At 41.4% G+C, this 23,818-nt stretch carries 29 protein-coding genes; 20 read left to right on the top strand and 9 right to left on the bottom strand.

All coding sequences use genetic code 11. The features are described from left to right. Nucleotides 1-7 precede the first annotated feature (7 nt). On the top strand, nt 8-634 hold the full coding sequence (locus tag ACQKCJ_RS19125; RefSeq protein WP_427402701.1) for an SOS response-associated peptidase: 627 nt from the start codon (nt 8-10) through the stop codon (nt 632-634). Nucleotides 635-643: 9 nt separating this feature from the next. Beyond that, nucleotides 644-1,057 (top strand): hypothetical protein, encoded by a 414-nt coding sequence (locus ACQKCJ_RS19120; RefSeq protein WP_427402700.1) that lies wholly within the window; start codon nt 644-646, stop codon nt 1,055-1,057. A 39-nt stretch (nt 1,058-1,096) separates the two neighbouring features. Here ACQKCJ_RS19120 and ACQKCJ_RS19115 read toward each other — a convergent pair whose 3' ends face one another. After that, nucleotides 1,097-1,426, bottom strand: a complete 330-nt coding sequence (locus tag ACQKCJ_RS19115) for a hypothetical protein (RefSeq protein WP_427402699.1) — start codon at nt 1,424-1,426, stop codon at nt 1,097-1,099. A 205-nt stretch (nt 1,427-1,631) separates the two neighbouring features. Here ACQKCJ_RS19115 and ACQKCJ_RS19110 point away from each other — a divergent pair, with 205 nt between their 5' ends. From ACQKCJ_RS19110 to ACQKCJ_RS19095, 4 genes are all read left to right on the top strand, one after another. Next, nucleotides 1,632-1,853 (top strand): hypothetical protein, encoded by a 222-nt coding sequence (locus tag ACQKCJ_RS19110; protein WP_427402698.1) that lies wholly within the window; start codon nt 1,632-1,634, stop codon nt 1,851-1,853. A 38-nt stretch (nt 1,854-1,891) separates the two neighbouring features. Next, on the top strand, nt 1,892-2,074 hold the full coding sequence (locus ACQKCJ_RS19105; RefSeq protein ID WP_427402697.1) for a DUF3606 domain-containing protein: 183 nt from the start codon (nt 1,892-1,894) through the stop codon (nt 2,072-2,074). Between the two features lie 167 nt (nt 2,075-2,241). Then, nucleotides 2,242-4,281, top strand: coding sequence for a DNA ligase D (ligD, locus tag ACQKCJ_RS19100; RefSeq protein WP_427402696.1), 2,040 nt, complete (start codon nt 2,242-2,244; stop codon nt 4,279-4,281). A 62-nt stretch (nt 4,282-4,343) separates the two neighbouring features. Continuing rightward, nucleotides 4,344-4,652, top strand: a complete 309-nt coding sequence (locus ACQKCJ_RS19095; protein ID WP_427402695.1) for a hypothetical protein — start codon at nt 4,344-4,346, stop codon at nt 4,650-4,652. A gap of 56 nt (nt 4,653-4,708) precedes the next feature. Here the strand turns inward: ACQKCJ_RS19095 and ACQKCJ_RS19090 are convergent, their stop codons facing one another. After that, a complete protein-coding gene (locus ACQKCJ_RS19090; protein ID WP_427402694.1) occupies nt 4,709-6,790 on the bottom strand; it encodes a PAS domain-containing protein in 2,082 nt (693 codons plus the stop codon). A 328-nt stretch (nt 6,791-7,118) separates the two neighbouring features. On the opposite strand from ACQKCJ_RS19090, the gene ACQKCJ_RS19085 reads away from it, so the two are divergent. The 4 genes from ACQKCJ_RS19085 (at nt 7,119) to ACQKCJ_RS19070 (ending at nt 10,251) form a co-directional block, all read left to right on the top strand. Beyond that, a complete protein-coding gene (locus tag ACQKCJ_RS19085; RefSeq protein ID WP_078007641.1) occupies nt 7,119-7,298 on the top strand; it encodes a DUF3606 domain-containing protein in 180 nt (59 codons plus the stop codon). Nucleotides 7,299-7,302: 4 nt separating this feature from the next. Then, nucleotides 7,303-7,509 (top strand): hypothetical protein, encoded by a 207-nt coding sequence (locus tag ACQKCJ_RS19080; RefSeq protein WP_427402693.1) that lies wholly within the window; start codon nt 7,303-7,305, stop codon nt 7,507-7,509. Further along, a complete protein-coding gene (locus tag ACQKCJ_RS19075) occupies nt 7,496-7,723 on the top strand; it encodes a hypothetical protein (protein ID WP_427402692.1) in 228 nt (75 codons plus the stop codon). The genes ACQKCJ_RS19080 and ACQKCJ_RS19075 overlap by 14 nt, the downstream gene beginning before the upstream one ends. A 140-nt stretch (nt 7,724-7,863) precedes the next feature. Further along, complete coding sequence (locus ACQKCJ_RS19070; protein WP_427402691.1) at nt 7,864-10,251, top strand: ATP-dependent helicase; 2,388 nt, start codon at nt 7,864-7,866, stop codon at nt 10,249-10,251. A gap of 305 nt (nt 10,252-10,556) precedes the next feature. Here ACQKCJ_RS19070 and ACQKCJ_RS19065 read toward each other — a convergent pair whose 3' ends face one another. Further along, nucleotides 10,557-10,805 (bottom strand): hypothetical protein, encoded by a 249-nt coding sequence (locus tag ACQKCJ_RS19065; RefSeq protein ID WP_427402690.1) that lies wholly within the window; start codon nt 10,803-10,805, stop codon nt 10,557-10,559. Between the two features lie 275 nt (nt 10,806-11,080). On the opposite strand from ACQKCJ_RS19065, the gene ACQKCJ_RS19060 reads away from it, so the two are divergent. Both ACQKCJ_RS19060 and ACQKCJ_RS19055 read left to right on the top strand, forming a co-directional pair. After that, entirely contained in the window at nt 11,081-11,314 is a 234-nt protein-coding gene (locus ACQKCJ_RS19060) for a hypothetical protein (RefSeq protein WP_427402689.1), read from the top strand. Nucleotides 11,315-11,358: 44 nt separating this feature from the next. Continuing rightward, on the top strand, nt 11,359-11,841 hold the full coding sequence (locus ACQKCJ_RS19055; RefSeq protein ID WP_427402688.1) for a CinA family protein: 483 nt from the start codon (nt 11,359-11,361) through the stop codon (nt 11,839-11,841). Nucleotides 11,842-11,930: 89 nt separating this feature from the next. Here ACQKCJ_RS19055 and ACQKCJ_RS19050 read toward each other — a convergent pair whose 3' ends face one another. Together ACQKCJ_RS19050 and ACQKCJ_RS19045 are read right to left on the bottom strand one after the other, a co-directional pair. Then, the gene (locus ACQKCJ_RS19050) at nt 11,931-13,094 is read right to left on the bottom strand and encodes a zinc-dependent alcohol dehydrogenase (RefSeq protein ID WP_427402687.1); all 1,164 of its coding nucleotides are present in this window, start codon (nt 13,092-13,094) and stop codon (nt 11,931-11,933) included. Nucleotides 13,095-13,285: 191 nt separating this feature from the next. Continuing rightward, nucleotides 13,286-13,900: a ferritin-like domain-containing protein gene (locus ACQKCJ_RS19045; protein WP_427402686.1), complete on the bottom strand. Its 615-nt coding sequence runs from the start codon at nt 13,898-13,900 to the stop codon at nt 13,286-13,288. Nucleotides 13,901-14,146: 246 nt separating this feature from the next. On the opposite strand from ACQKCJ_RS19045, the gene ACQKCJ_RS19040 reads away from it, so the two are divergent. The 3 genes from ACQKCJ_RS19040 (at nt 14,147) to ACQKCJ_RS19030 (ending at nt 18,034) form a co-directional block, all read left to right on the top strand. Beyond that, nucleotides 14,147-16,327, top strand: a complete 2,181-nt coding sequence (locus tag ACQKCJ_RS19040) for a hypothetical protein (protein WP_427402685.1) — start codon at nt 14,147-14,149, stop codon at nt 16,325-16,327. A gap of 26 nt (nt 16,328-16,353) precedes the next feature. Further along, entirely contained in the window at nt 16,354-17,112 is a 759-nt protein-coding gene (locus ACQKCJ_RS19035) for an SDR family oxidoreductase (protein ID WP_395432406.1), read from the top strand. Between the two features lie 112 nt (nt 17,113-17,224). Further along, nucleotides 17,225-18,034: a mechanosensitive ion channel family protein gene (locus ACQKCJ_RS19030; protein WP_427402684.1), complete on the top strand. Its 810-nt coding sequence runs from the start codon at nt 17,225-17,227 to the stop codon at nt 18,032-18,034. Between the two features lie 97 nt (nt 18,035-18,131). On the opposite strand, the gene ACQKCJ_RS19025 is transcribed toward ACQKCJ_RS19030, so the two are convergent. After that, a complete protein-coding gene (locus tag ACQKCJ_RS19025) occupies nt 18,132-18,521 on the bottom strand; it encodes a VOC family protein (protein ID WP_395432404.1) in 390 nt (129 codons plus the stop codon). 32 nt (nt 18,522-18,553) lie between these two features. Continuing rightward, on the bottom strand, nt 18,554-19,303 hold the full coding sequence (locus ACQKCJ_RS19020; RefSeq protein ID WP_427402683.1) for a DUF6597 domain-containing transcriptional factor: 750 nt from the start codon (nt 19,301-19,303) through the stop codon (nt 18,554-18,556). A 248-nt stretch (nt 19,304-19,551) separates the two neighbouring features. On the opposite strand from ACQKCJ_RS19020, the gene ACQKCJ_RS19015 reads away from it, so the two are divergent. Further along, nucleotides 19,552-19,821 (top strand): hypothetical protein, encoded by a 270-nt coding sequence (locus tag ACQKCJ_RS19015; protein ID WP_395432403.1) that lies wholly within the window; start codon nt 19,552-19,554, stop codon nt 19,819-19,821. An 88-nt stretch (nt 19,822-19,909) separates the two neighbouring features. Here the strand turns inward: ACQKCJ_RS19015 and ACQKCJ_RS19010 are convergent, their stop codons facing one another. Next, entirely contained in the window at nt 19,910-20,101 is a 192-nt protein-coding gene (locus ACQKCJ_RS19010) for a cold-shock protein (RefSeq protein ID WP_395432402.1), read from the bottom strand. A gap of 780 nt (nt 20,102-20,881) precedes the next feature. Between ACQKCJ_RS19010 and ACQKCJ_RS19005 the strand changes: the two genes are divergently transcribed. Further along, nucleotides 20,882-21,694, top strand: coding sequence for an SDR family NAD(P)-dependent oxidoreductase (locus ACQKCJ_RS19005; protein WP_395432401.1), 813 nt, complete (start codon nt 20,882-20,884; stop codon nt 21,692-21,694). Between the two features lie 107 nt (nt 21,695-21,801). Here ACQKCJ_RS19005 and ACQKCJ_RS19000 read toward each other — a convergent pair whose 3' ends face one another. Next, nucleotides 21,802-22,194 (bottom strand): response regulator, encoded by a 393-nt coding sequence (locus ACQKCJ_RS19000; RefSeq protein WP_395432400.1) that lies wholly within the window; start codon nt 22,192-22,194, stop codon nt 21,802-21,804. 195 nt (nt 22,195-22,389) lie between these two features. Between ACQKCJ_RS19000 and ACQKCJ_RS18995 the strand changes: the two genes are divergently transcribed. From ACQKCJ_RS18995 to ACQKCJ_RS18985, 3 genes are read left to right on the top strand one after another with little or no spacing between them, the layout of a single operon-like run. Next, a complete protein-coding gene (locus ACQKCJ_RS18995) occupies nt 22,390-22,929 on the top strand; it encodes a hypothetical protein (protein ID WP_427402682.1) in 540 nt (179 codons plus the stop codon). A 38-nt stretch (nt 22,930-22,967) separates the two neighbouring features. Beyond that, nucleotides 22,968-23,231 (top strand): helix-turn-helix domain-containing protein, encoded by a 264-nt coding sequence (locus tag ACQKCJ_RS18990; RefSeq protein ID WP_395432432.1) that lies wholly within the window; start codon nt 22,968-22,970, stop codon nt 23,229-23,231. Between the two features lie 58 nt (nt 23,232-23,289). Continuing rightward, entirely contained in the window at nt 23,290-23,784 is a 495-nt protein-coding gene (locus ACQKCJ_RS18985) for a DinB family protein (protein WP_427402681.1), read from the top strand. Nucleotides 23,785-23,818 lie beyond the last annotated feature (34 nt).

Raw genomic sequence — 23,818 nt, 5'->3', positions numbered from 1 at the left:
ACCGCCTATGTGCTATTACACACAGCAGATGTCTACCATTGACCAGGTAAAGAAACGTTTCCACATGGAAGTCGACAACGAGGCCACTTTCCTGCAGACCGACTTTATAAGCGGATTTGCCCACCCGAACCTGCCGATAATCTTAGATACCAGACCGGATCTGATCACGACCAATTATACGTGGGGTTTTCTTCCCAGCTGGGCAAAAGACAGGGATTTCCGAAAAAATACATTAAATGCGAGAATAGAAACCATTGATGAAAAGCCCTCCTTTAAAAACAGCACCGAACACAGATGCCTGATTATTGCAACGGCGTATTACGAATGGCACTGGCACGATGAAAAGGGAAAGTCCAAACAAAAATACCAGATCAATTCACAGCACGATGAAATATTTACCTTCGCCGGGCTTTATTCCACCTGGACAGATCCTGCAAACGGCGAGGAACTAAATACCTATACCATGCTGACAACCCAGGCAAATGAAATAATGCAGTATGTGCACAACCATAAAATGAGAATGCCCATTGTTCTGAACAAGGCCGACGAGGCGGCGTGGCTAGACCATTCAGTGGCTGTTTCCGAATTTGCCTATCCGTATGAAAGCAAAATTATTGCGCTCCCTTCCCTGTAAAATCCCAGTATGGACTTATTTAAAGAGGTTTCGATAGAAGATTTCAACACGCGGTTTTTCAATGAACTGAATGCCGTGCAGGAATTTGTACAGTATAACGACCCTGATGATTTTTTTGATCCCGAGAAGGAATATGGTGACCATATTATGCGCTGTCAGAAAAGTGAGCTGGATTTTATACGCAGTACGATGAAAGCCAATATGGCTTCCCGCGGAATTACATTAACCAGTGAAGAATTCACAGCGATTTTCCAATCCAAAAGGGAAGAAATAATCCGGTCCAGACCAGATGGAATTGAAAAGTATATTCAGGGCATTACTGTTAACTACATTGATCCTGAGGTCAATGAATGCCGGCACAAATATCTGCCGCTTTGCTGGCTGTGCAGGTTTTGGAAGTACTTGCAGTCTTTTAAAAAATAGGTACGGGAAGGCTTCCTTAATTTTTTTTCCTTGTCCTTCTTACAGATAAATGGTTATATCCTTTGAATCTGTCCTGATCTCCGCACGGCACTCCTGCAGCATATTTACCGTCAGGCTGTCCACCTCTGTTTCATTGAGCGAGTCGTACGCAATGCGCTGCTCGGAATCAAAGTGGATGTCAATATAGGTAATTTCACTGCTTACCTGCTGCATGTCATCGCTAATAATATCGCAGTGATTATCTATTTCAACCCCGAAATATTCTACCTGTGTCAGTCCGCGGTTTATCAAACCCGTGACAAATTCAACTGTAGTCACCTCAGGAAGGGCAACTTTTGCAGTTGACAGTACCATAGTATGAGCTTCCATATCAAATTATTTATAATGAAACCCTAATTTACAAATAATTAAGATCACTGCCGTATAAATTTTAATTCTCTGTGCAAAAGCCATTCAGTGCTTCCGGTAAAGGTAAATTGACATGAAAATTTAATAAAAGCCGGGCATTTTCCTGTAAGGCAAATGATCATCTATGTGGTTAATTTTAAACGTTTAACAATAAAATAAAAATGTCATGGAAAATTCAAACCAATACACATCAGAAGAACTGCAAAAATGTCCTTACCATAACAACCAGGCTGCCGCCGGACATGATGATCCAAGCGAGAATACAGGGGACTGGGGCGACCTTGATGAGAACGATGAGGCAGGAACCGATCCTGACCGCCACGAAGATGGAGGAAATGATAATTCAGGCGGCGCTGGAAGCAGCGGAAGCGCCGCAACAAACAGTTAAATACATTACAGCTTTACTAACCACACAATTTTATTATTATGAGCGACGATCTAAACAAAAAAGGATTTCAGGACAGAACCAGAATTAATATGAATGAAGCCCATGAAGTGGCTTACTGGACAGAAAAATTTGGTGTTTCAAAAGAGCAGCTTCACGCTGCTGTTGACAAAGCAGGCACGAGTTCTGCCGATGCCGTTGAAAAAGCATTAAAATCTTCTTAGGAAGGTTTTAATGCTTTTTTTATTAGTCCGACCTACATTATTTCATACAGCTACGGCATCTACAACTATAGCCTCACCCCAGCAATTTTACAGCGTGATAAGCAGGAATCAATCCTCACGGAAGATCTCAAAGCGAAATCAGTTGAACTGTTTTAATGAAAAAGATTATGAAGAAAAAAAAACTATCAGCAGCCGAAAAGAAAAATATTGCGGCCCTGCTGCAAAAAGGAAAACCCTCCAAAATACCGGTGAATATAAAACCAATGCTGGCAACACTTGTAAACGAGCCCTTCGACGATCCAGACTGGAGCTATGAAGTAAAGTGGGACGGTTACCGCGCACTCTGCTATCTCGATAGGGGAGAGGTTTCAATAGCGTCACGAAACAACAAGTCCTTTGCCGAGAAATACTACACGATAACCAATGCCCTTAAAAAATGGCCCATCGATGCGGTGCTCGACGGCGAGCTTGTCGTGGTAGGCACAGACGGCAAAGCCAATTTCAGTGCGCTGCAGAACTGGCGCAGCGAGGCTGACGGTGATCTTGTTTACTATGCTTTTGACCTTCTCTGGTACGACGGGGTTGATATTATGGGCCTGCCCTTATCCGAGAGACAGTCCATCCTTGATGCTGTGCTTCCCGCAGACGACGACCGCATCCGCCTCTCACAGGTATTTGCCAGCGGCGGGATCGATTTTTTTCAGGCGGCAAAAAAAATGGGACTGGAAGGAATTATGGCCAAAAGGATGACCTCGCTCTATACGCCCGATGCGCGTAACAGGGAATGGCTGAAAATCAAGGTCAACCTGAGACAGGAAGTGGTCATTGGCGGTTTTACAAGAAATGAAGGCTCTTCCAAACTGTTCAGCTCCCTATTGCTGGGTGTTTATGAAAATGGACGTTTTGAGTATGTGGGCAAAGTCGGCACGGGTTTCAGTGACAAACTGCAGAAAGAGATGATGAAAGAGTTTACGCCTATAATTACCAAAAAGATTCCCTTTGCATCGGAACCCGACATCAACAAACCCTCACGCTTTCGTCCGAACCCTCCCAATGCAGCTGCAACGTGGCTTAAGCCGTCCCTGGTCTGCGAGGTAAGTTTCGCGGAAGTTACCACCGACGGTGTTTTCCGCCATCCTTCTTTTGAAGGAATGCGCTCCGATAAAAAAGCGGCCGATGTAGTACGGGAGACTGCCTCGCCCGCGGCAGAAACCGTTTTAATAGCCGAAAAAAACAACGGTCTTGTAAAAGGTGCCGAACATTCCGGCAGCAAAACACTGCTAAACCCGACAGAGGAAACACAGACCAAGAAGATAAAAGGCCACAGCCTCACTTTCTCCCATCTGAGCAAAGTGTACTGGCCAGAGGACGGCTACACCAAACGCGATATGTTCAATTACTATTACCAGGCAGCGGAATTTATACTTCCTTACCTTAAAGACCGCCCCCTTTCGCTCAACCGTTTTCCAGGGGGCATACATGGAAAGAGTTTCTACCAGAAGGATGTGAAGGGAAAAGCGCCGGACTGGGCCAAAACCTTCCCCTACACCACAAGCGACGGGGAGGACAAGGAATTTCTGGTTGGGGGCGACGAGGCGACACTGCTGTATATGGCATCACTTGGATGTATTGAAATGAATCCGTGGTTCAGCACCATAAAACATCCCGATAACCCCGATTACTGTGTCATTGACCTTGACCCTGACAAAAGCAACACTTTCGAGCAGGTAATTACAGCCGCCCAGGAGGTTAAAAAAATTCTCGATGCCATGGAGATAACCGGGTATGTCAAGACATCAGGGTCAACGGGTATTCATATTTACATTCCCCTTGGCGCGAAATATTCGTATGACCAGTCCCAGATGTTTGGCAGGCTCATCGTAACGATCGTACAGGACCAGCTACCGGACTTCACCAGTACAGAGCGCCAGATAAAAAACAGAAACGGCAAAATGTATCTGGATTTTCTTCAAAACCGACCGGGGGCAACCATTGCCTGCCCTTACTCATTACGTCCAAAAATTGGAGCCACTGTTTCCATGCCGCTCCACTGGGAAGAAATTAAAAAAGGACTATCGATGAAAGATTTTAATATTGAGAATTCCATCGCCCGCATGAAGGCAGAAGGAGACCTGTTCAAAGGCGCACTTCAGAAAGGCATAGATATGAAAAAAGCCCTCGCCAAAGCCCAGAGCATTTTCTTCTGACAATCCTTTTAGTCATATCCCAGCAGTGTTGTATACAGCAATCTTTACCCTAAATGAAATCTATGACTTTAGCATACTTTCTTACCGGCTCTTACAAGGATCAGGACAATGATTTTGAACTTACCATTTCGATCCCTGAACAATCTTCAGGGAAATCGCAGTTTGTTTTAGAACTAAATGATCTGTCCTCTCTAGATACGTTATCATGGCAGACCGAAAAGCCAACTTTTTTGCTGGGCCTTGATGCGCTTGACGAATTTTTAATGGAAAATAATATAATACTCTACAGCAAAATCCTCACCACGGAATTTCGTGACCAGTCCGTTGACAAGGAACTTGAAGGATTTATATTAAACAGGCTGGAATATTGAGCAGTGTTGACGGCTTAATGACAAATCCAGAGGACCAGTTTACAGCTGTATCGGCATTACTTCGCGCTTTTCAGCGGCAGGTAAATATTAAACCGTGCTCCATTCTCCGAACTGCCCTGTGCGGAGATCAGTCCGTGGTGGTTTTCAACAATTTTCATGCAGATTGAAAGGCCTATACCGGTACCTTCAAATTCCGTCTTGCTGTGCAGCCTCTGGAACAGTTCAAAAATTTTATCGGCCTGTTCTTCTTTAAAGCCAATCCCCTTATCACTCACTATAATCCTGACAAAATCCACTGCAGTGTCAAGGCTTAGTGCTGTTTTTTCCTCATCAGGGACCTCGAACGCTTCCACGCTTATCTGCGGGACGGACCCCGGACGATGAAACTTCAGCGAATTGCCGATAAGGTTGCTCAGCAGCTGGGTGAGCTGATGGGGCTGTCCCGGAACTGTGGGAAGTCTGGCGACAGTTATAACAGCATCTTTCTGTTCGATGAGCAGTTCCATATCTGATAAAATTCCTTCAACGATTTGGTTAAGATCTACACTGACAATTTCTCCTGCTGCATTGTTCAGCTGGGAATACGCAAGGACATCTTTTACCAGGGCCTGCATCCTCTCTGAGGATTCCTTTATTTTTTTGAGCTGTCCCTGCGATTTTGCATCAAGGGAACCGCCAACATTGGCTTCGAGCATCTGTGAAAAAATGCTGATTTTTCGCAGCGGCTCCTGCAGGTCATGCGACGCGATATAGGCAAATTCAGCCAGCTGGGAATTAGATCGGCTCAGGCTCTCATTGGCCGATTCAAGCTGCTGGGTTCTCTGCTGAACAATTTCTTCAATTCTTCTCATTGCCAGCACCTGTTTTGTGACATCGTTTGATATCGCAATAACACCTAAAATTGCACCGCTTGCATCCCTGTAGGGTTCATAAATAAAATTCTGATAGACAATATCAGGATTTCCGAAGCGGATCAGGTGTACCGGCATCTCATTGGCTGTAAAGGTCTCGCCTGTTTTGTATACATGGTCCAGAAGCGCTTCGAGTCCCTGCTCCTTTGCGTCGGGCAGAGCCTCAAAAATCGGCCTGTTCATCACATCCCGCTCTTCCTTTCCCCAAAGGTTAATCATACATTCATTTACTACCTCCACTCTATGGGAAGGTCCAAGCAGCAGACACATACAGACAGGCGCCTGAAGTATGAGGTTTTTGAAATCCTGCTGTGTCTGTTCCACTTTGACCTTTGCAAGGTTAAGGTCCGTAACATCCGCAGCTGTGTTCAATACGCCGTATACCTGGCCTTCCTTGTCAAATAACGGAGTAAAACTGTAGTTGAAGTAGAATGGCTGAAGATTTCCCTGCACCATAAGGTCCACTCGCTGATTACGTGCGCTAAAGGGCCTGCCTTCAGTAAACACTTCGAGCAGTCTTGGGTAAATATCCTGAGTTTCCAGTTCGGGAAGCGCATCAAAATAAGTTTTACCTACCATGTTACTGCCCTTCCCCCAGACATCGATGATAGCCTGATTGGCCATAGCGATGCGCATTTCCCTGCCTTCGTAGACACCGATTGGAAAAGGTGCGCTGTCCACAAGTGATCTGATTTGCTGCTCGTTATGCTTTACAGCGCTAATATCGGCGCAAATGCCCAGCACTCCCTCAACTTCTCCCGTATCCCCAAATAGAGGACTATAGGAGAAACAGAAAAACTGCTGCGCTTCCTTTTCATTTTCAGCTTCCGTAAAGCTGACCGGCTGGTCCTGGAAATTAACTGCTTCCCCGCTCTGCATTACTTTTTGTATAACTGGACCCGTGAGATGCCAGGTGCCCGACCAGTTATCATCTGCCGGTTTTCCCGCCGCCTGCATTTTTCCGATACCGGAGAGAAGCGGCACCGAGGCATCATTATGAAATTGAATCAGTTCGCTTCCCCACCAGAGAATCATTGGGAATTTTGATGACAGGACCATTGCCACGGCATTTCGCAGGCTGATGGACCAATTTTCCGGAACGCCCAAAACATGCTGCGACCAGTTGGTTTGACGCAGGGTCGTGCTCATTTGATCAGAACCGTTTAGAAAATAATGATTATTTCCTGATTCAGAATTATAATTATTATTATTATTATGAAAGTTCATACCTGAAAGAATGCTAAAATTTTAAATATTTAAACGCCACTGCATGGCGTTCTCTCAAAGATAATTTTTTTTCAGTAAAAAATAAAGCAATTGCAGATCAAAATATCAGTTTAATATTATAAAATTATATGGAGCTTTTCATTAAAAATAAGAGCTAAAACTATAAGCTTCTGCGGTTTGTAATTTTTTCCAAACAAACCTGACAGCCGTTCATAGGGCTCATAAATCACTAGTAATCATAACAATCCTATAACAATCGTACATTATGATATAACAAAAAAAGTCATCTGATAAAGTAACTTTGGGTAAACTATTAAATTTAAAAATCATGGATGATAAAACGAAAACCGGAAAAGCAGATGATTCGCAGATTAATATAAACGAATCCTATGAGGTGCAGTATTGGTCTGAAAAGTTCAATGTGCCGCAGGAAACATTAAAAACCGCTGTAAGGGCCGCCGGCACCAGAGTGGATGACGTCAGGGATTATCTGGCAGAAAATAATTAATATCATGCCGTGGTACGACGGGGATTATCCCCCATCCTATAAAAACCAGCCCGCAGAACTCGGCGAAAAGGCTGTCGAGATCGCCAATGCCCTGCTTCAGGACGGCGCGGAAGAAGGAATTGCCATAGCTACCGGACTCAAACAGGCCCGTGAGCTGCTCAAAAATCATAAAGAGAAAACCCATAAAACTGAAAATCATGGAAACAAATAAAAACACACAACAGGAAGAGGAAAACACAAACGAAAATGCCAACAGCGCCTACAGCGGTTCGGGAAGCATGCAGCCCGGAGCCAGTACTGGAGAAGCCGGCCGCCTGAATGATTATGAGGAGGACGCACCCCAAGACGGGTCAGACAAAAAAAACAATCCTGAGGGTAAAAGCATCTCCGAGGCCACCGACCCTTCCAAACTCTCGGATATTTAACAGTAAGAGAGTATAGGGACATCCAGGATCTTGAAAAGAATTTACTAATTTTATGGTAAATTCTTTTCAGGATTTTTTGATTTTAACCAGGCTTACACGATCCCAACAAAAAATACTAAACCAAAACATACAAAAACGAAATGACTGATCCCATCCTAGAGAACCTTAATCAAAACCAGCTTCAGGCAGTGGAAACTACCGAAGGGTATGTTCGCGTGATTGCCGGTGCCGGATCAGGAAAGACCAAAGCACTGACCTCCAGATTTGCCTATATCGTGGACAGGCTCGGGATCAATTCCTCCAATATCCTTTGCGTGACCTTTACCAACAAGGCGGCGCAGGAAATGAAAAAAAGGGTCAAAATGCTCATAGGCGATACTTATGATGTGAGCCTTATCACCACCTACCATGGTTTTTGCGTCCGGTTCCTGCGCGAAGAAATAAACAAGATCCAGTATCCCAAAAATTTTATCATCCTCGACGCGGAAGATCAAAAGACAATCCTGCGTGAAGTCTTTAACGAGCTGGATATCAGCTCCAAGAACCTGACTTTCAAGCAGGCCCTTCAGTTCATTTCCAAATCAAAAGGCAACTCTGACTATTTAAGCTACATTCTGGCCAATAAAAGCTTTGAGGACGAAAATACCGAGAATCTGTCGTTAAAAATATTTCACAAATACCTCGATAAACAAAAGCGGAATTATGCCCTTGACTTCGATGATCTAATACACTTCACCGTATACATCCTAAATACTTTTAATGAAGTGCTTGTAAAATGGCAGGAAAACATGCATTACATACAGGTAGATGAGGCCCAGGACAGCTCTGACAGCCAGTTTGAGCTGGTGGAAATGCTCTCGCGTATTCATCAGAACTTATTTGTGGTGGGCGATCCTGACCAGACCATATACGAATGGCGCGGCGCCAAACCCGAATACCTGGTAGATTTTGACAAGATGTTCCCGAACTGTGAAACGATTATCATGAACCAGAACTACCGCTCTACGCCCAACATCCTGAAAGTGGGAAACCACATTATTAAAAACAACAAAATAAGGGTCGACAAGGATATGGTTACCGAGAAACCCGAAGGAGTTGAAGTGGTCCATTTTCACGGCAAAAATGATTTTGAGGAATCCCTTTGGGTAGCCTCGGAAATCAAGGAAATCCTTAAAACCGAAAAGGCGAATTATTCCGATATCACCATACTTTACCGCGCCAATCATATTTCCCGAAACATTGAGCAGTCCCTCATCAAGGAAAATATTCCCTATACGATTTTTGGAGGTGTTAAATTCTTTGAGAGAAAAGAAATAAAGGATGTCCTGTCGCTTTTAAGGCTGATTGTAACAGGCGATAATATATCGTTCCTTCGTATGTTTAACCATCCCTCAAGGGGGCTCGGCAAGAAGTTTATCGAGCGCCTGAGTTATCTGGGACGCGAACAGAACCTATCGCTTCTCAGAGCGCTAGAGCAAAACATCACCGATAACGAGCTGTCCAAAAAAGGGGCCGCTGAATTTCTGGATCTGATCGCTCAGCTAAAAGAGCTTGCCAAAACAAAATCCATATCGGATCTGGTCAAAGAGATACTCGAGCGAAGCGGACTGGCCGCGTTGTACCGCAAGGACGGAGATGAAAACCGGCTGGAAAACATCAAGGAGCTGGTTAGTTCCATGCTGCTTTTGGAACAAGAAAACAATGAGCCTGTCAATGTCGAGGAATACCTGCAGGAAATTGCGCTCTACACCGATTTGGATACCCAGAATGAAAATCAGGATAAGGTAAAACTGATGACGATCCACATATCAAAAGGATTGGAATTTCCTTATGTCTTCCTCTGCGGATTCACTGAAGGCGTGCTGCCAAGTGCGCTCTCGATCAAAGAGAGAAGAAGCCGCGCCATTGAGGAAGAAAGAAGGCTTACCTATGTAGCGGTGACGCGCGCCGAGAAAAGATTTTACATCACCGATTCGGAAGGCTATAATTTTACCACAGGGCTCAATAAACATCCCTCGCGTTTTCTCTTTGAAATCAGCGAGGAGTTTTACATCCGTAAAGGAAAACTCAGCCCTGAGATCCTGCAGGCTGCTAAAGTACCTGCTAGAAATTCAAATGCCGAGAACAAGAAACTTTTTGGCGTCGGGGATCTGGTTCTGCATCAGGTATTTAAGAAAGGGAGCATCAAGGCCGTCAACCTGGATAAAAACCAGTATACAATCGACTTTTTTGAAATCGGCAAGGAAAAACCAATAGATTTCAGTTTCCGATTCCTTAAAAAAATAGATGACGATTCCAATTCAGAAGCCAATGAGAATGATGCTGCTGATTCTGCCATTGATTTGCAATCTCATTTGAAGTCACAGAAGAATCCATTTACATGCGACCTTAACGAGCCTTCAGACGAAAAGTTTTCAGAAGATCAGCAATTCGGTCCAGATGCAGAAGGTGTTCCAGGCGAGAATTTAAATACAGACACTGCAGCGGAGACCGCTAACAGCAAGGATAAAAAATGGTGGAAGTTCTGAAAAATAGAATTTCTATCGAAAACTTGTTCCTTTACAGCACGGGTCAGCTGCGCCGATTATCGCTATGCTGACAAAGCAGGGCTCTTCAGAAGCCCTAGCCCCGATAGCAGTGGAAATCCTTTTGTGCCGTTGTCCGGCACAAAAGATTGGAACATATAGCGGGAAAAGCTCCTGAAAAATAATATTAAATATCCTCTCCCTGCTATTTTACTATCACCTATAAAATCAAAAAGCGCCACTTTCATTGAAAAGGACGCTTTTTATAATTTTTTTTTAAAGGTTACTTAAAATTAAGCAGAAAATAATTAACTAAAAATAGATATACTGTCCTCCAGCTGCTCCCGGGCAATAAATGCCGTAATGAACTCTCGCACTTCACTGGCCGTTCCGCTCTCAATGTCAAAAGTATTGATATGGAACTCCTGGTCCTGATCCAAAATGTGTATGATCTCTGTATAGCCTTTTGAGATCAGACTGCCTTTTAATTTAATAATATTTGACTGCTGTCTGCCGTCCAGTTCTTTTCGGATCTTCAGCCTGATCCCCTTTTCCATCGCCGGTAATTTAAAATAATATGTTTCTGGTATTTCATATCAAATATAAAACATTATTAAATGATACCTGGTTTCAACACTTGAATTTAACATCCATTATCTTTGATCAAATACCAGGCAGGATCCGAATGTAAATTTGATAAAAATTGCCCATTTGCATATAAAAAAATATCGAAGCTAAAGTATTACTTTTAAGTGCCTTAACAGCCTAAATTTTCTTCGGTTATTAAATATAGTACATGACGAACAATTTCTTTAACCATAAATAAAAAACAATGGAAGACCTTATAAAACAGTTCGAAAAAGACCTTAGGCAGCACCTTGAAAATGTATATAGTGCTTCGGTGGAGCCCGATGACATCAAGAGGCTTGACCAAGCCGAAAAAACCGTTTTTGATTTTGTGGACGATTATCTGCTGGAATCCGCCCTGATCGCCAGGGACGTGGAACGCCCCACCCAGGAGGTACTGGACCAGTTTGCCAGATCTAAAATAAACTACATCGAATAGTTAAAAATGTAACCAGAAGAACAGTTTAATAAATATTGAAGGTTATGACATCAGAAATTATAATCCAATGCAGCGAGGCCATTGCGGCCAAAGGCTGGAATATTGCTTTTGCAGAAAGCGCATCAGCGGGAAAACTAAGCGCTGAATTTTCCCTAACCCCGCTGTCGGGAAAAATTTTAAGGGGCGGTATTGTCTGTTATGAAGTTTTTGTTAAAGAGCAGATCCTGCTGGTACCCCGCGAACTAATAGAGCAGTTTACCCCCGAATCTCAAGAGGTCACCAGTGCCCTTGCCCAGCGCACAGCGGTCATATTCAATGCCGACATAACAGTGGCCCTGACAGGGCTTACCACTGCGGGAGGAAGCGAGACCGCGGAAAAACCAGTCGGTACCATCTTTTTGTCCATCATTACGCCTTCTGGAACAATAGACCACAGGGAGGTTTTTGCAGGCGGTCCCGAGCAGATCATACAGCAGGCAGCCGATAAGGCCGCAGCATTGATCATTGAAAAAATAAAACCCGAGTAAATCGGATTTCATTGGCATATTTAAATCAATGTATAAAAAAATCTGCACCAGGTGCAGATTTTTTTTTAATGAATGTTTATAATCGATGTTTATTTCCAGGGATCAAGCACTACCTTAACGCAGCCATCCTCTTTTTTATTAAAAATATTATAGGCATGCGAAATCTCAGATAACGGAAGCCTGTGGGTAATGATATCATCGAGCTGCACTTTTCCCTGCACTACATATTCCAGGAGTTTATCGATATGTTTATGCGCCGGCGCCTGCCCGCCTTTGAGTATTATCCCTTTGTCAAAAAACTGTCCAAGCGGAAAATTATCGTAATTCACGGGATATACCCCGAGAACCGAAACAATACCGCTTCTTCTCACCGCGCTCATGCAGGCTTCAAGCACTTTAATAGAGCCTTTTTCAAAATTGACGGTCGCTTTAATTTTGTCAGCCAGGCTTCTTTCGGGCTCAAAGCCGACAGCATCAATACATACATCCGCGCCGCGCCCATTGGTAAGGGATCTGATATGCTCTACAACGTCTTTGGGATCTTCCCATAAAATAGTAGTAGATCCTGTAGAAACCCTCGCCTTGTCCAGACGGTACTGCAGCGTGTCCACGATAATTACCTGCGCAGCTCCCCTTAGCCAGGCACTTTTGGCTGCCATAATCCCGACAGGGCCCGATCCGAAAATAGCAACGGTCTCTCCCCCTTTCACTTCTCCCCAGTCCACTCCTGTATATCCGGTCGGAAAGATATCGGTAAGGAAAAGCACCTGCTCATCGGTTAGGTTATCCGGAACCACGCGCGGTCCGTAATTGGCATAAGGAACCCGTACATACTGCGCCTGCCCGCCGTCATATCCTCCATAAAGATCCGTATACCCAAAAAGCGCTCCTCCTTTTTCGGTCAGGATTCCGCCCTCCGGGCCATAATGCTCGGGATTACTGTGCTCGCAGTTTCCCGGAACGTCATGATTGCAGAAAAAACAATTCCCGCAAGCGACCGGAAACGGAACAACCACACGGTCACCTCTTTTAAGATGGGTAACAGCCGATCCTGTTTCCTCTACAATTCCCATAAATTCATGGCCAAGAACCATTGGTGATGTCGGCATTGCGCCTGAATAGATGTGCAGGTCCGATCCGCAGATGGCCGTGGAAGTAACTTTCAAAATAATATCGTCCTGTGCATTGATTTTTGGATCCTCTACCGTATCGTATTTAACCGAACCAGGTCCGTGAATAACTGCTGCTTTCATGATGGTCTTTTTTAAAATTAATAGACAGCTAAGTAACTATAATTTAGGCCATTAATTTTACAGGATAATTTCAATTTCTTACAAATAAAACACAATTGAGCACTCTTGATTTATCAAAAAAAACCTGCACCATTAAAAAATGATACAGGTTTCTTAAAAATCAAATCTAATCTTGGAATTGCAATTTGAAATTATTCCTGATCCTCTTCTTTTGCGTCGAAGTTGATCGTATTATAAGCAGCTTCTGTTAGCGTAACATCAGCCTGTTTTTCTTCAGCCAGCGTTTTCTCAAGAAGCAGTACGGCGTCATCCTCGCCCAGGGTTGTAGCAAAGGCTGCCAGTGTCCCGTAGGTAGCAATTTCATAATGCTCAATTTTTTGTGAGGCCGCAATAATTCCGGCATCTCTTACAGGTCCCGCTTCAGTCTCCTCCATAATACTCTCGCCCTCTTTTATAAGTCCTTCCATCGCGTCGCATTTTTTGGCAGCAGCCTTCTCTCCTACCGATTTAAAAACTTCTTCAAGTCTGGCTACCTGCTCCTGGGTTACTGAAAGATGCTCATTAATAGCAGTAATAAGATTTTCAGACGTTGCATTTTTGGCCATTTTTGGAAGTGCCTTAACCAGTGCTTTTTCAGCCCAGTAGATATCTTTTAGCGAATCTACAAATAATTCTCGAAGTCCTTCAGCAGCAGAAGGTTTTGCCTTCACCGTCCCTTTTGGAGCTGTTTTGGACGCTGTTGGTTTGGCAGCAGCAGTTCCCGTTTTACTTTTTGTATCAGCTGTTTTTTTTATCGCAGTTTTCATAATGATATTTTTAAAGGTTATAAATCAAAATTACAGTACGCTGTCTTATAATTCCTTACAGTTTTTCCGCGGATCTTTACAGTATTTTAAGATGGCCAGCATTAACTGAAAAAAGAAAAATTTATAAAAACACGGAAAAATTATATAAGACAAAATACGTCTGTTTTATTGAAATTTGTCATTATGAAGATCCTATAATCCATTAGGCAGTACATACCACATTTTTATAAACTAAAACTTATCATTATGCATACGAGAACACCATGGAGCGCACCTGCTCAGGCAGATATTGAAAATAGTGACATACTTTTAGAAAGAAAAATTCTTGATTATACGTATCAATTTTATAATACAGGCGATTCTCTCTGGATTGTCGCCCTTATGCCCAATAACGGAAAAATAGCGTTTCGCGCCGCATTTGCAATGAACGGCTGTTTTGAAGTGTCCAATATTTTTGATGATCAAGACAGTATCGTCATTATTTTAAATTCCAAACTTGGAAGTTATGAACTTCGTGTTACTTTTCCCGATGAAACTTCGCCTTTGCTGCATTATACAACCAGCTTTAAGGCAAACATCCCGTTAATGATTCCGTTTTGGCCCCGGGATATACTTCCGCTTACACAAAACGGAAGTGTAGAAAATACCAGCGGCAAAATCCATATGGAGCAGTTCGGTTCCCGATCAGGATTACTATTTGCAAGCATTACAAAACCGCAAACGGGGTCCTTTTTTTATTTTCAAAACCTTACGTCCCTATCAGAATATTGCGAAGTGACCCAAACAGAATCAAAAAGTACCGTTGGGGGAAGCTGGCCCGAAATTGGATTTCAGCTTCCAGCTACAGATAAACTGCCCCTTCCTGCAGATAAAGCCTTTACAATATCAGATGCTTATGTAGTGTTTACAACCGAAATATTTGAGCAGACATCGGCTATCTGCGAAAATTTCTTAAATAATCTTGTAAAAATATACAAGGTACTGGAGCAGCCCAGAATTGAATATAATCACTGGCCTGATATTGCGCAGAAAGTCATTACAGACTTAACCTATAACAAAGGTGCATGGACACAAAATAACGGAAGTCCGTACCTGAATGCCTATTTGTGCGATTATGAAACCCCTGCCGAGAGTATGGTTCAGCTTGCCGTACTCACTCCATTTAAGGAATATGAAAAATGGAGCGGCGAAAAACAGCCGCTTTGTGAAGATTTAATTAAAGGGCTGCCCGCTTTTTATGATCCAAAAATTAAATGCATAAACAGATGGCTTCCCGCACTTGTTGAGAAACTTGACCAGTCCGAAGAACAAAAAAAAGAAATGGTGATGGACTCCTGGTACCTGCATCATCCGTTGATGAATTTGGCAAGACTGGCTTTGCAGGGCGACAAAACAGCAGAGAAACTCCTTTTAGATTCCATTGATTATGTCATAAAAGTGGCGCACCATTTTAAATATTCATGGCCGGTATTTTATAATATGGAAACCCTGGAAATAATCAAAGCAGAAACCGCTCCGGGCGAAGGAGGAGAAAATGATGTTCCGGGTTCCTACGCTCATTTAATGTTATTGGTTTATAAGCTGACCAAAGAAAAACGCTATTTAAACGAGGCGGAAAAAGCTGCAAAAAAACTGGAAGATCTGGGAATCAATATTTTATATCAGGCCAATAATACCGCTTTTTCGGCGGGAGCATTATTAGAATTGTATAAAATTACCAATAAAAAACTGTATCTGGATTTAAGTTATACCTGCCTTAGCGGGTTATTTAAAAATGTACAGCTTTACGACTGCAGATATGGCTTTGGAAAAAATTACACGAATTTCTTTTCCATCTTTCCACTAAATGATGCTCCGTATACTGCGGCTTATGAAGAATTAGAAGTCTATGCCGCGTTATCGGAATATTTCGTTCAGGCAAAGGACGTCGCTATTTTACCAGCGTTAAAAACGCTGATTCCCGAATTCATAAAATTTGCCGTCAGCAGAATTGCCTACTATTATCCCACAATGCTGCCTAAAGAAATGCTCTCGGAAGAAGTGAAAACCGGAGAAATACAGGCTGATTTGTGGGTTCCGTTAGAGGATTTATACAACGGCTGGGAGAAAAGCGGTCAGGTTGGTCAGGAAGTTTACGGCGCCGGAATGGCATTTGGTGTAGTGCCAAGACAATACATCAAAGCCGATAAAGACTTTTTAATTTTTATAGATTATCCTAATCAATTTACCAAAAGGGGAAAATCTGTCACTATACACCTTGACGGGGATAAAGATATGTCCTGCAATTTAAAAATTATAAAATTAGGCGATCGAAGTATTAAAATGAAAGTATTTCAGAATAAGGAGCTACTAAAGGCCTTTCACCAAAGTGCAAAACTGCATGAATATGAGATTTCAGGTCAGGCTTTAATTAAGATTGAATGGTAATATTTACTAATAAATAAAAACACATAATGGAAAAATTAACAAATTACTTTGGACAAAACATCAATGGAAGACGAATTGTAATCACGGGCGGAACAACCGGAATAGGAAAAGCAATTGCCGATGTATTAGTATCTCTTGGCGGGCGCGTTCTTATTTTTGGAAGAGATCAGGAAGATTTCGATAATGCCGTTGCCGATATCAAACAACAATTTCCGGGCAGCGAAGTGTATGGCACCCCGGCAGATGTAACCAAAAAAGAAGACATTGATAAAATCTTTGATATAGTAGATAATGAGTTGGGCGGAATTGATATTTTAATAAACAACGCAGCGCTCGCAGCGCCCGGACTCACCAAGGAAACGTATGAAGATTACAAGTATGTTATTGATACAAATATTACAGGTTATCTAGCCTTCGCTCAGCAAGCCGCATCAAGAATGAAAGAGCAAAAATCGGGACATATTATCAATATTGGATCAATGAGCGCAGAAAGCCGTACTGCGGAAAGTACTATTTATGTGGCAACTAAAACAGCGATTAGAGGTTTTAGCACATCCTTGCGTAAAGAATTAAATCCGCTTGGAATAAAAGTTTCCCTGATTGAACCCGGCGCGGTAACCAGCGACATGCAGACCGACCCCAAAGAAGTGCAGCACGAGAAAGTAGAAAAACTGGAAATGCTGGAGGCTTACGATATTGCAATGAGTACTTTATTTTGCCTGTCACAGCCAAAAAGATGCGATATTGTAACTATGCAGATCCGTCCGCATCTGCAGATCATTTAATTGGCTAGCTACGGGTAATACCTAATAAGTTAGTCCGTTCAGCCCATCAGGTACAACTCCAAAAAATAATGAATCAGTCCTTCACTGGACCTTAATTTATAAAATACGTATTATGGAAGAATTTCTGCATGATATCGCACAGCATATAGAAGGATACTACCAAAGTATCGTGGACATTACCCCTAAACTGCTACTGGCAGTCGTAGTGGTATTAATCTCCTGGTTCATTGCCTCACGGGTGAGAATCTTTGCAGACACAAGGTTAAAACGCAGAATGCATGATCCGCTTCTGGCAACATTTATAGCCAATCTAATCAAGGCAGTACTGATCGTGATCGGATTTCTTTTTATGTTCCGTGTAATTGGTCTTACCGGTGTTGCACAAAGCGTACTTGCCGGCGCGGGAATATCGGCCTTTATTATTGGTTTTGCACTCAAAGATATCGGGGAAAATTTCCTGGCAGGTATACTGCTGGCCTTTAAAAGGCCGTTTTCTGTGGGGGACATAATTGAAAGCAACGCCGTAAAAGGAAAAGTGGTCGCCTTGAACCTTCGCGACACGCAGATTAAAAGTGACAGTAAGAATATTTATATTCCAAATGCACTGCTGATCAAAAACACGCTGATCAACTATAACAGCGGCGGATTTCTGCTGCAGGACTTTACCATTGGAATAGAATACGGATCGGATTACAGAAAGGCGCTCAGCCTTATAACCGAGGTTATGAAAGCGGACAGCGAGGTCGCCGAAAAGGGATACTCCAACTCCGCTGTTGTATCGGGCATTACAGGCAGCACTATACAGATTATTATCCGTTACTGGGTAAAGACAGACCTTACGGTCACCGACGGAAAACACCGTTCAGAGATCGTGATGAAGGTGGCCGAAACGCTTAAAGAAGCCGGTTTTGTGCTTAAATAAGGTAAAAATCCAGGAGCAAAAAGCGGCACCCTGACCGCTTTTTGCTGTACTTCAGCCCACCTGAATTTTTTAAATTTGTATATTTTAGCTGCTCCTTTCACAGGTCGGAATATAACTCAAACAAATTGTTTTCAGGATCCCTGAAGTGTACGGTCCTGATTCCCCAGACAGCGATATTCTTGGGTTCATTAATGAACGCTACACCTCGCGACTTTAATTCCGTGAAACTTTCATCCACACTCTCCACCTGTAGGATAATCGCAGTTTTATCCTCTGCCGCTGTGTCTTTCGCCGGCTGAAAATCATCTACCGCCATAGCCATAAGCTCAGCCTTAAATATGGAGATACCCGAGGCAATTCCAATATTGAAACTGGCAAAGTTCTCTCCGGGCTTGCCCCATGAACATTCCAGCCCCAAAACTTCATTGTAATAATCATACATTTGGTCGAAGTCATTTACCAAAATCCTTATACTGCTGAATTTCATTTCTTGTGCTTTTTTAAATTATATGCGCAAAATTACTTATCCTTCAGGGTATGCAATTGTAAAAATCGGTCGTTTTTGTCAGACGAAAGCTCACCTGGACTGCTACCAGTATGTTTTTTTAGCGCCTTGATAAAATGGGACTGGTCAAAATAATTTTCCTCCGGATAAAGTCTTCCCTGCTGCAGATTTGGATAAGACGCAGCGCATTTTAAAATATTGCAATATACCTTTAAGGACAGTCCGAAACGCTGCGAGAAATAGCGGTTAATCTGCCGGGCCGACCAGAAGACCTGCTGTGAATAATCTTCAATGGTAAGTCCACCGTTGCTCTGGTATAAAAGGCTAAAGAGTTTCTGTTTCTTTTCGTCAAATGCTTTACTGCGCTCTAAAATTCGGATCATTGTATTATTAAAAAAACCAACTGTGGAATGAAGCTCGCTAAAATTGTTGCGCTGCACCTGCCAGTAATCATTTTCGAGTTTTAGCTCGCTGTCACAGACGGATGCTATACTGTGCCTGAAAATATTATCAACGGCCAGCAGCTTAAAGCGTACTCCAAAAATTTGAGTATTGGAATCTATGGTTACCTCTACCTGTTTTGTCCAGAGTCCGGTGAGTGAAACTTCATTCAAAGCGCCATTTTTAAAGTGAACAAGAAGGTCAAAACAGCCGTCAGGCAGAATGGTATAGTGATGATGCTCTGCACCGGAATGATCAAACCACCAGTAGCATTTGACTAAATCAATTAGGCGTATATCTGGCTGGAATTCTTGATAGATCATGTTTTAATTTTTTAAACCCTTACAATGCAGAGGCCAAATTAAACAAATTTATTGAGACACGATGCCAAACCAGGCGCCTGGAAACATGAAACTGGCGGCGGTCCGGATCAAACGAAGAGGAAGTTACTTGCAGGCACTCTGCTGTTAATTATATAATCCGGATTTTCAATTCTGTAAATCAAGGCGCCTTATTTACGCGTAATTTTAAATTACAAAAAAAAAACGTCAATTCACTAAATAAAGCATTTATGGAAAATTTAATCACTCAGGAAAACCTTGAAGAAATCAGAACATTGATAGAAAGCAAAATTGCCGATGTACCAGGTGAACTGATACTACTGGGCGCAGTGGGAACATTACTTGTATCTTCCTATCTGAACAAAAAAGGCAATGTGCAGGCTGCAGCTGCAATAGGATCACTGGCTGTGCCTATAGTGGGTATTGGTCTGTCAAAATATAAAGATGTACTAAAATCGCAGATGGAAAATTTTCAGCAGCCCGAAAAGAAAATTGCCTGAAAATTTCCTGCAGCATCCTATAATAAAATTGATATCAAAAAAAAAGCACCTCTCAAAAGACAGGTGCTTTTACATTTTCTTTTGAAAATTAAGCCACTACGACGTTTACCGCATTAGGGCCTTTTTTACCCTCAGCGATATCATAGCGAACTTCATCGTTCTCACGGATACTCTCCGATAGACCAGTGGCGTGGACAAATATTTCACTCCCGCCGTTTTTCGGTGTTATAAATCCAAAACCTTTTTCTTCATTGTAGAATTTCACTGTACCTTCCTGCATCTTTTTAATTGTTATAATTTTGAAATAAATGTAGGTTATTAAAATCACAATAAGTAAAGCACACTTCACTAATTATGGATGTTATGAAAATTATATAACAAGGTATGGGAATTATATAAACATAGCCATCATCCATTTTGCATTTTTGAAACGTGTTATTTCTTACGTTTCACTACTAATTTTGAGAAAGAGAAATCTTCTGATAATCTATAATTATAATTTTTTGACAGATGAAATTATTAAATTTCAAGAAGCAGAAAAATTATCCTGTAGCTGCTATCCACCTCTTCGGCACTATTTCATTTACAGGTTCAAAAGCCTACACCTAAAGTTATGTTTGATTTATTTTTTGCACTGCTGTAAATTAGAAATACAACAATGGCGTTAAAATTTACATTTACCTAAAATATAAAATTGGACCCGATGCCCAATAGCCCCGATAGCAGTGGAAATTCTTTTGCGCCGGGGTTCGGCACAAAAGATTGGAACGTATAGTGGGAAAAGCTCCTAAAAAATATATCCTTACAAATCAACCATTTACACACAACTCCGGCTTCTAGAAACCATCTTAGTCAAATTTTGTAAATCCTAATTAAAATGTTGTAAAATAAATTTTACCAATCCCATTAAATTTATATTAAACCAAAAAACGGATTCTAATGCGAATTTGCTTTATTATGAATCACTAAATTATTTGCGATCAAAAAGTTAGAAAAAAATTGCAGACTAAATAATGAATTACTGACTCGATAAAATAATTAACTTTTAATAAAAAATATCATGGGAGATACTAAAAATTATGCGCTGATTACCGGAGCAACCGAAGGGATCGGTTACGAGCTTGCTAAGCTTTTTGCCAGCGATGGATATAACCTTGTTATTGTGGCAAGGCACGAAGATGAATTAAAAAACAAAGCTGCCGAGCTGAGCAAACACAATGTAGATGTAATTGCCATTGCAAAAGACCTGTTTAACAGAGAAGATGCCTTTGCCCTATGCGCGGAAGTCCAGTCAAGGAATATAACAGTTGACGTGCTTGTCAATAATGCAGGACAGGGGGTTTACGGGCTTTTTAAAGATACTGAGATTCAGCGTGAACTTGAAATTATTGACCTGAACATTGCCTCCACGGTGATATTGACAAAACATTTTGCAAAGCAGATGATAGCGCGCAACTATGGTAAAATACTCAATCTAGCCTCCATAGCCAGCAAGACCCCGGGACCATGGCAGTCGGTTTACCACGCGACTAAAGCTTTTGTTTACTCTTTTTCCGAAGCGATTAGGCATGAACTGAAAGAACATAATATTACTGTCACTGCCCTTTTACCCGGCGCGACCAATACCGACTTTTTTAATAAGGCCGACATGCTGCAAAGCGCAATAGTGCAGGACAAATCCTCACTGGCCGATCCGGCCGATGTGGCAAAGGACGGGTATGACGCGCTGATGTCCGGGGAGGATAAAATTATTTCGGGCTTTAAGAATAAGGCCATGATCGGTATGAGCAATATTTTGCCAGATACTACCGTTGCTGCAATGATGGACAGACAGCAAAAACCTGTTGATGAGCAGTCTGATTCTAAAACGTAAAAATGCTCGAAAAAAGAGCATTTTATCCGCGGATTCAACTAAGCCGTTGGGCGCCACTTGTAAACAATTGGCGCTTTTTTTAACGGGAAAAATTATCTGATAAATAGTTAAACCTTTTCAGCCAAAATTATATTTTTCAGGGACTTAAAAAGCTTTGTGTAATTTGCGCTCTTCTTCAAAAACTGCACTCGTTTAAATTCGGTCAATACTTCCTTTATAATATGTCCTGAATTTCGGGAATAAAGTACAACTGGAATTCTTTTTAGACCTTTAATATCGCGAAGCAATTTAAGAAATACGCTTCCATCAAGATGCAGCATGTTATAATCCAGGAAAATTATATCGGGTGTTATTTTTGAATGTTGTAACTTTTTTAAAGCTTCAAGTGCACTACTTTCGACTGTTGATCTAATTTTATTATTAATTGCATTCAGAACTAATACAAAAGTCTCTGCATCCTCATTTATATCGTTGACAAGTAATATATTTTTGTATTTCATTGCATAACTAAATTTTAATAAAAAAAGTTTTGATTTAAAACCGTTATATGTAATTTCACTGCAATTTTATAACAAAACAAAAAGATATCAAAGGGCAATAATGCTGATTTGTAATAACACGGAGAAACTTTGTAATAACTTGCATTCTGTATTTTAAAATGGCATGAAGAATACGCAAGCACATGGAAATTTAAAATGGACACATTTAGCACATACGACTATATTTCAAATCAGGAAACTCCGAGAAATAAAATTTTTCTTTCGCAAAATCTTGTTTCGTTTTTAGAGCACGGCGAGAAAGTTGTGTACTATGCTGACAGCAAATTAACTATTACCAATAACCAATTTGCACTTCTTTCTTCAGGCAATTGTTTAATGACCCAAAAACTTCCGGTAAACAACAATTATCAAAGCACTATGTTATTTTTTGACAACACGGCACTTAATAATTTTTTCGTAAAATATGCTTCTGTAATAAGTAAAATTTCACCCAGACCTAACCAGCTAAGTAAACCATTTGTAGTATTTGTGAAAGATCCATTCATTAGAAATTTCATCTCTTCACTTAAACTTATTCAGGCCAAGCCTGCAATGTTTTCCAATAAAATGCTGGAATTGAAATTCGAGGAACTGCTGCTTCATCTTCTTGAAAATATCCCAATGAAATTTGTTCATTCCACAGTAATAATCTACAAGAATATTCTGATTTTGAAATCAGAAAAGCCGTCGAACTAAATATTAACAACAATCTCACCATAGAATAACTTGCTTTCCTGTGCCACACAAGTGTTTCTACTTTTAAGCGAAAATTTGTTAAAATCTACAATCTGGCACCAAGCCAGTATTTTTTGCTGCAAAAAATAAAGATGGCAGAACTATTATTATTACAAAATGAAAATCCAAGTGAGGTATTCTACAAAGTCGGATATGAGAGTCATTCCAGTTTTTCGCAGTCCTTTAAACGTGTGCAAGGTATCACCCCTAAAGAGTTTCAGCAGAGAAATGTGACTGTTCTACAACAGCTTTTGGACGATTAGCAATAGCTGTCTATTATGCATACCTTCTAGTTTTGCGTTAAATTTTAAACTCAAAAAAATGAATAGAAGGTATCTTATAGAAATTACTAATTACAGCAATTGGGTTGATAACATTATTATCAAATGGCTTGAGCATATTACCGACCAGCAATGGGATAAAGAAATTGCAAGCAGTTTTAATTCTGTTGCAAAAACGGCCCTGCACATTGTTAGCGCCAAAAAGGTCTGGATTGACTTTTGGAAAAACACACCAAACCCTTGCTACCTTTCATCGGAATTTGCCGGCACAAAAAATGAACTAATTGAAATTTGGAAAAAAACAATGGACGATTACAAAGAGTTCATTGAGAATTATCCCGTAGAAAATTACCCCAAAACAATTTCTTTCAAAGTACGGGAAGAAGAATGGCACATGGAATTTGCTCAAACAGTACTGCATCAAAATAACCATGCCGATTATCATCGAGGACAATTAGTTACAATGCTTCGACAAGCAGGATTTACTGGTTTTTCCAACACTGATTTTGCAACTTACGTATCGATAAAAACATAGAGGGAAAATGACAAGCGAGAACTAAAATCCTACT

It is taken from the genome of Flavobacterium sp. NPDC079362 (assembly GCF_050267765.1).
GTDB lineage: Bacteria > Bacteroidota > Bacteroidia > Flavobacteriales > Flavobacteriaceae > Flavobacterium > Flavobacterium azizsancarii.
This window is presented reverse-complemented; position numbering and strand designations above follow the sequence as displayed.

What these genes read in the sequence shown, in the direction of transcription:
- ACQKCJ_RS19025 (WP_395432404.1), bottom strand. Translation starts at nt 18,521, where the DNA reads ATGAAATTCAGCAGTATAAGGATTTTGGTAAATGACTTCGACCAAATG.
- ACQKCJ_RS19110 (WP_427402698.1), top strand. Translation starts at nt 1,632, where the DNA reads ATGGAAAATTCAAACCAATACACATCAGAAGAACTGCAAAAATGTCCT.
- ACQKCJ_RS19060 (WP_427402689.1), top strand. Translation starts at nt 11,081, where the DNA reads ATGGAAGACCTTATAAAACAGTTCGAAAAAGACCTTAGGCAGCACCTT.
- ACQKCJ_RS19015 (WP_395432403.1), top strand. Translation starts at nt 19,552, where the DNA reads ATGGAAAATTTAATCACTCAGGAAAACCTTGAAGAAATCAGAACATTG.
- ligD (WP_427402696.1), top strand. Translation starts at nt 2,242, where the DNA reads ATGAAGAAAAAAAAACTATCAGCAGCCGAAAAGAAAAATATTGCGGCC.
- ACQKCJ_RS19075 (WP_427402692.1), top strand. Translation starts at nt 7,496, where the DNA reads ATGGAAACAAATAAAAACACACAACAGGAAGAGGAAAACACAAACGAA.
- ACQKCJ_RS19035 (WP_395432406.1), top strand. Translation starts at nt 16,354, where the DNA reads ATGGAAAAATTAACAAATTACTTTGGACAAAACATCAATGGAAGACGA.
- ACQKCJ_RS19095 (WP_427402695.1), top strand. Translation starts at nt 4,344, where the DNA reads ATGACTTTAGCATACTTTCTTACCGGCTCTTACAAGGATCAGGACAAT.
- ACQKCJ_RS19080 (WP_427402693.1), top strand. Translation starts at nt 7,303, where the DNA reads ATGCCGTGGTACGACGGGGATTATCCCCCATCCTATAAAAACCAGCCC.
- ACQKCJ_RS19030 (WP_427402684.1), top strand. Translation starts at nt 17,225, where the DNA reads ATGGAAGAATTTCTGCATGATATCGCACAGCATATAGAAGGATACTAC.
- ACQKCJ_RS19055 (WP_427402688.1), top strand. Translation starts at nt 11,359, where the DNA reads ATGACATCAGAAATTATAATCCAATGCAGCGAGGCCATTGCGGCCAAA.
- ACQKCJ_RS19065 (WP_427402690.1), bottom strand. Translation starts at nt 10,805, where the DNA reads ATGGAAAAGGGGATCAGGCTGAAGATCCGAAAAGAACTGGACGGCAGA.
- ACQKCJ_RS19040 (WP_427402685.1), top strand. Translation starts at nt 14,147, where the DNA reads ATGCATACGAGAACACCATGGAGCGCACCTGCTCAGGCAGATATTGAA.
- ACQKCJ_RS18995 (WP_427402682.1), top strand. Translation starts at nt 22,390, where the DNA reads ATGGACACATTTAGCACATACGACTATATTTCAAATCAGGAAACTCCG.
- ACQKCJ_RS19125 (WP_427402701.1), top strand. Translation starts at nt 8, where the DNA reads ATGTGCTATTACACACAGCAGATGTCTACCATTGACCAGGTAAAGAAA.
- ACQKCJ_RS19105 (WP_427402697.1), top strand. Translation starts at nt 1,892, where the DNA reads ATGAGCGACGATCTAAACAAAAAAGGATTTCAGGACAGAACCAGAATT.
- ACQKCJ_RS18985 (WP_427402681.1), top strand. Translation starts at nt 23,290, where the DNA reads ATGAATAGAAGGTATCTTATAGAAATTACTAATTACAGCAATTGGGTT.
- ACQKCJ_RS19010 (WP_395432402.1), bottom strand. Translation starts at nt 20,101, where the DNA reads ATGCAGGAAGGTACAGTGAAATTCTACAATGAAGAAAAAGGTTTTGGA.
- ACQKCJ_RS19120 (WP_427402700.1), top strand. Translation starts at nt 644, where the DNA reads ATGGACTTATTTAAAGAGGTTTCGATAGAAGATTTCAACACGCGGTTT.
- ACQKCJ_RS19085 (WP_078007641.1), top strand. Translation starts at nt 7,119, where the DNA reads ATGGATGATAAAACGAAAACCGGAAAAGCAGATGATTCGCAGATTAAT.
- ACQKCJ_RS19050 (WP_427402687.1), bottom strand. Translation starts at nt 13,094, where the DNA reads ATGAAAGCAGCAGTTATTCACGGACCTGGTTCGGTTAAATACGATACG.
- ACQKCJ_RS19020 (WP_427402683.1), bottom strand. Translation starts at nt 19,303, where the DNA reads ATGATCTATCAAGAATTCCAGCCAGATATACGCCTAATTGATTTAGTC.
- ACQKCJ_RS19005 (WP_395432401.1), top strand. Translation starts at nt 20,882, where the DNA reads ATGGGAGATACTAAAAATTATGCGCTGATTACCGGAGCAACCGAAGGG.
- ACQKCJ_RS19115 (WP_427402699.1), bottom strand. Translation starts at nt 1,426, where the DNA reads ATGGAAGCTCATACTATGGTACTGTCAACTGCAAAAGTTGCCCTTCCT.
- ACQKCJ_RS19070 (WP_427402691.1), top strand. Translation starts at nt 7,864, where the DNA reads ATGACTGATCCCATCCTAGAGAACCTTAATCAAAACCAGCTTCAGGCA.
- ACQKCJ_RS19090 (WP_427402694.1), bottom strand. Translation starts at nt 6,790, where the DNA reads ATGAACTTTCATAATAATAATAATAATTATAATTCTGAATCAGGAAAT.
- ACQKCJ_RS19000 (WP_395432400.1), bottom strand. Translation starts at nt 22,194, where the DNA reads ATGAAATACAAAAATATATTACTTGTCAACGATATAAATGAGGATGCA.
- ACQKCJ_RS19045 (WP_427402686.1), bottom strand. Translation starts at nt 13,900, where the DNA reads ATGAAAACTGCGATAAAAAAAACAGCTGATACAAAAAGTAAAACGGGA.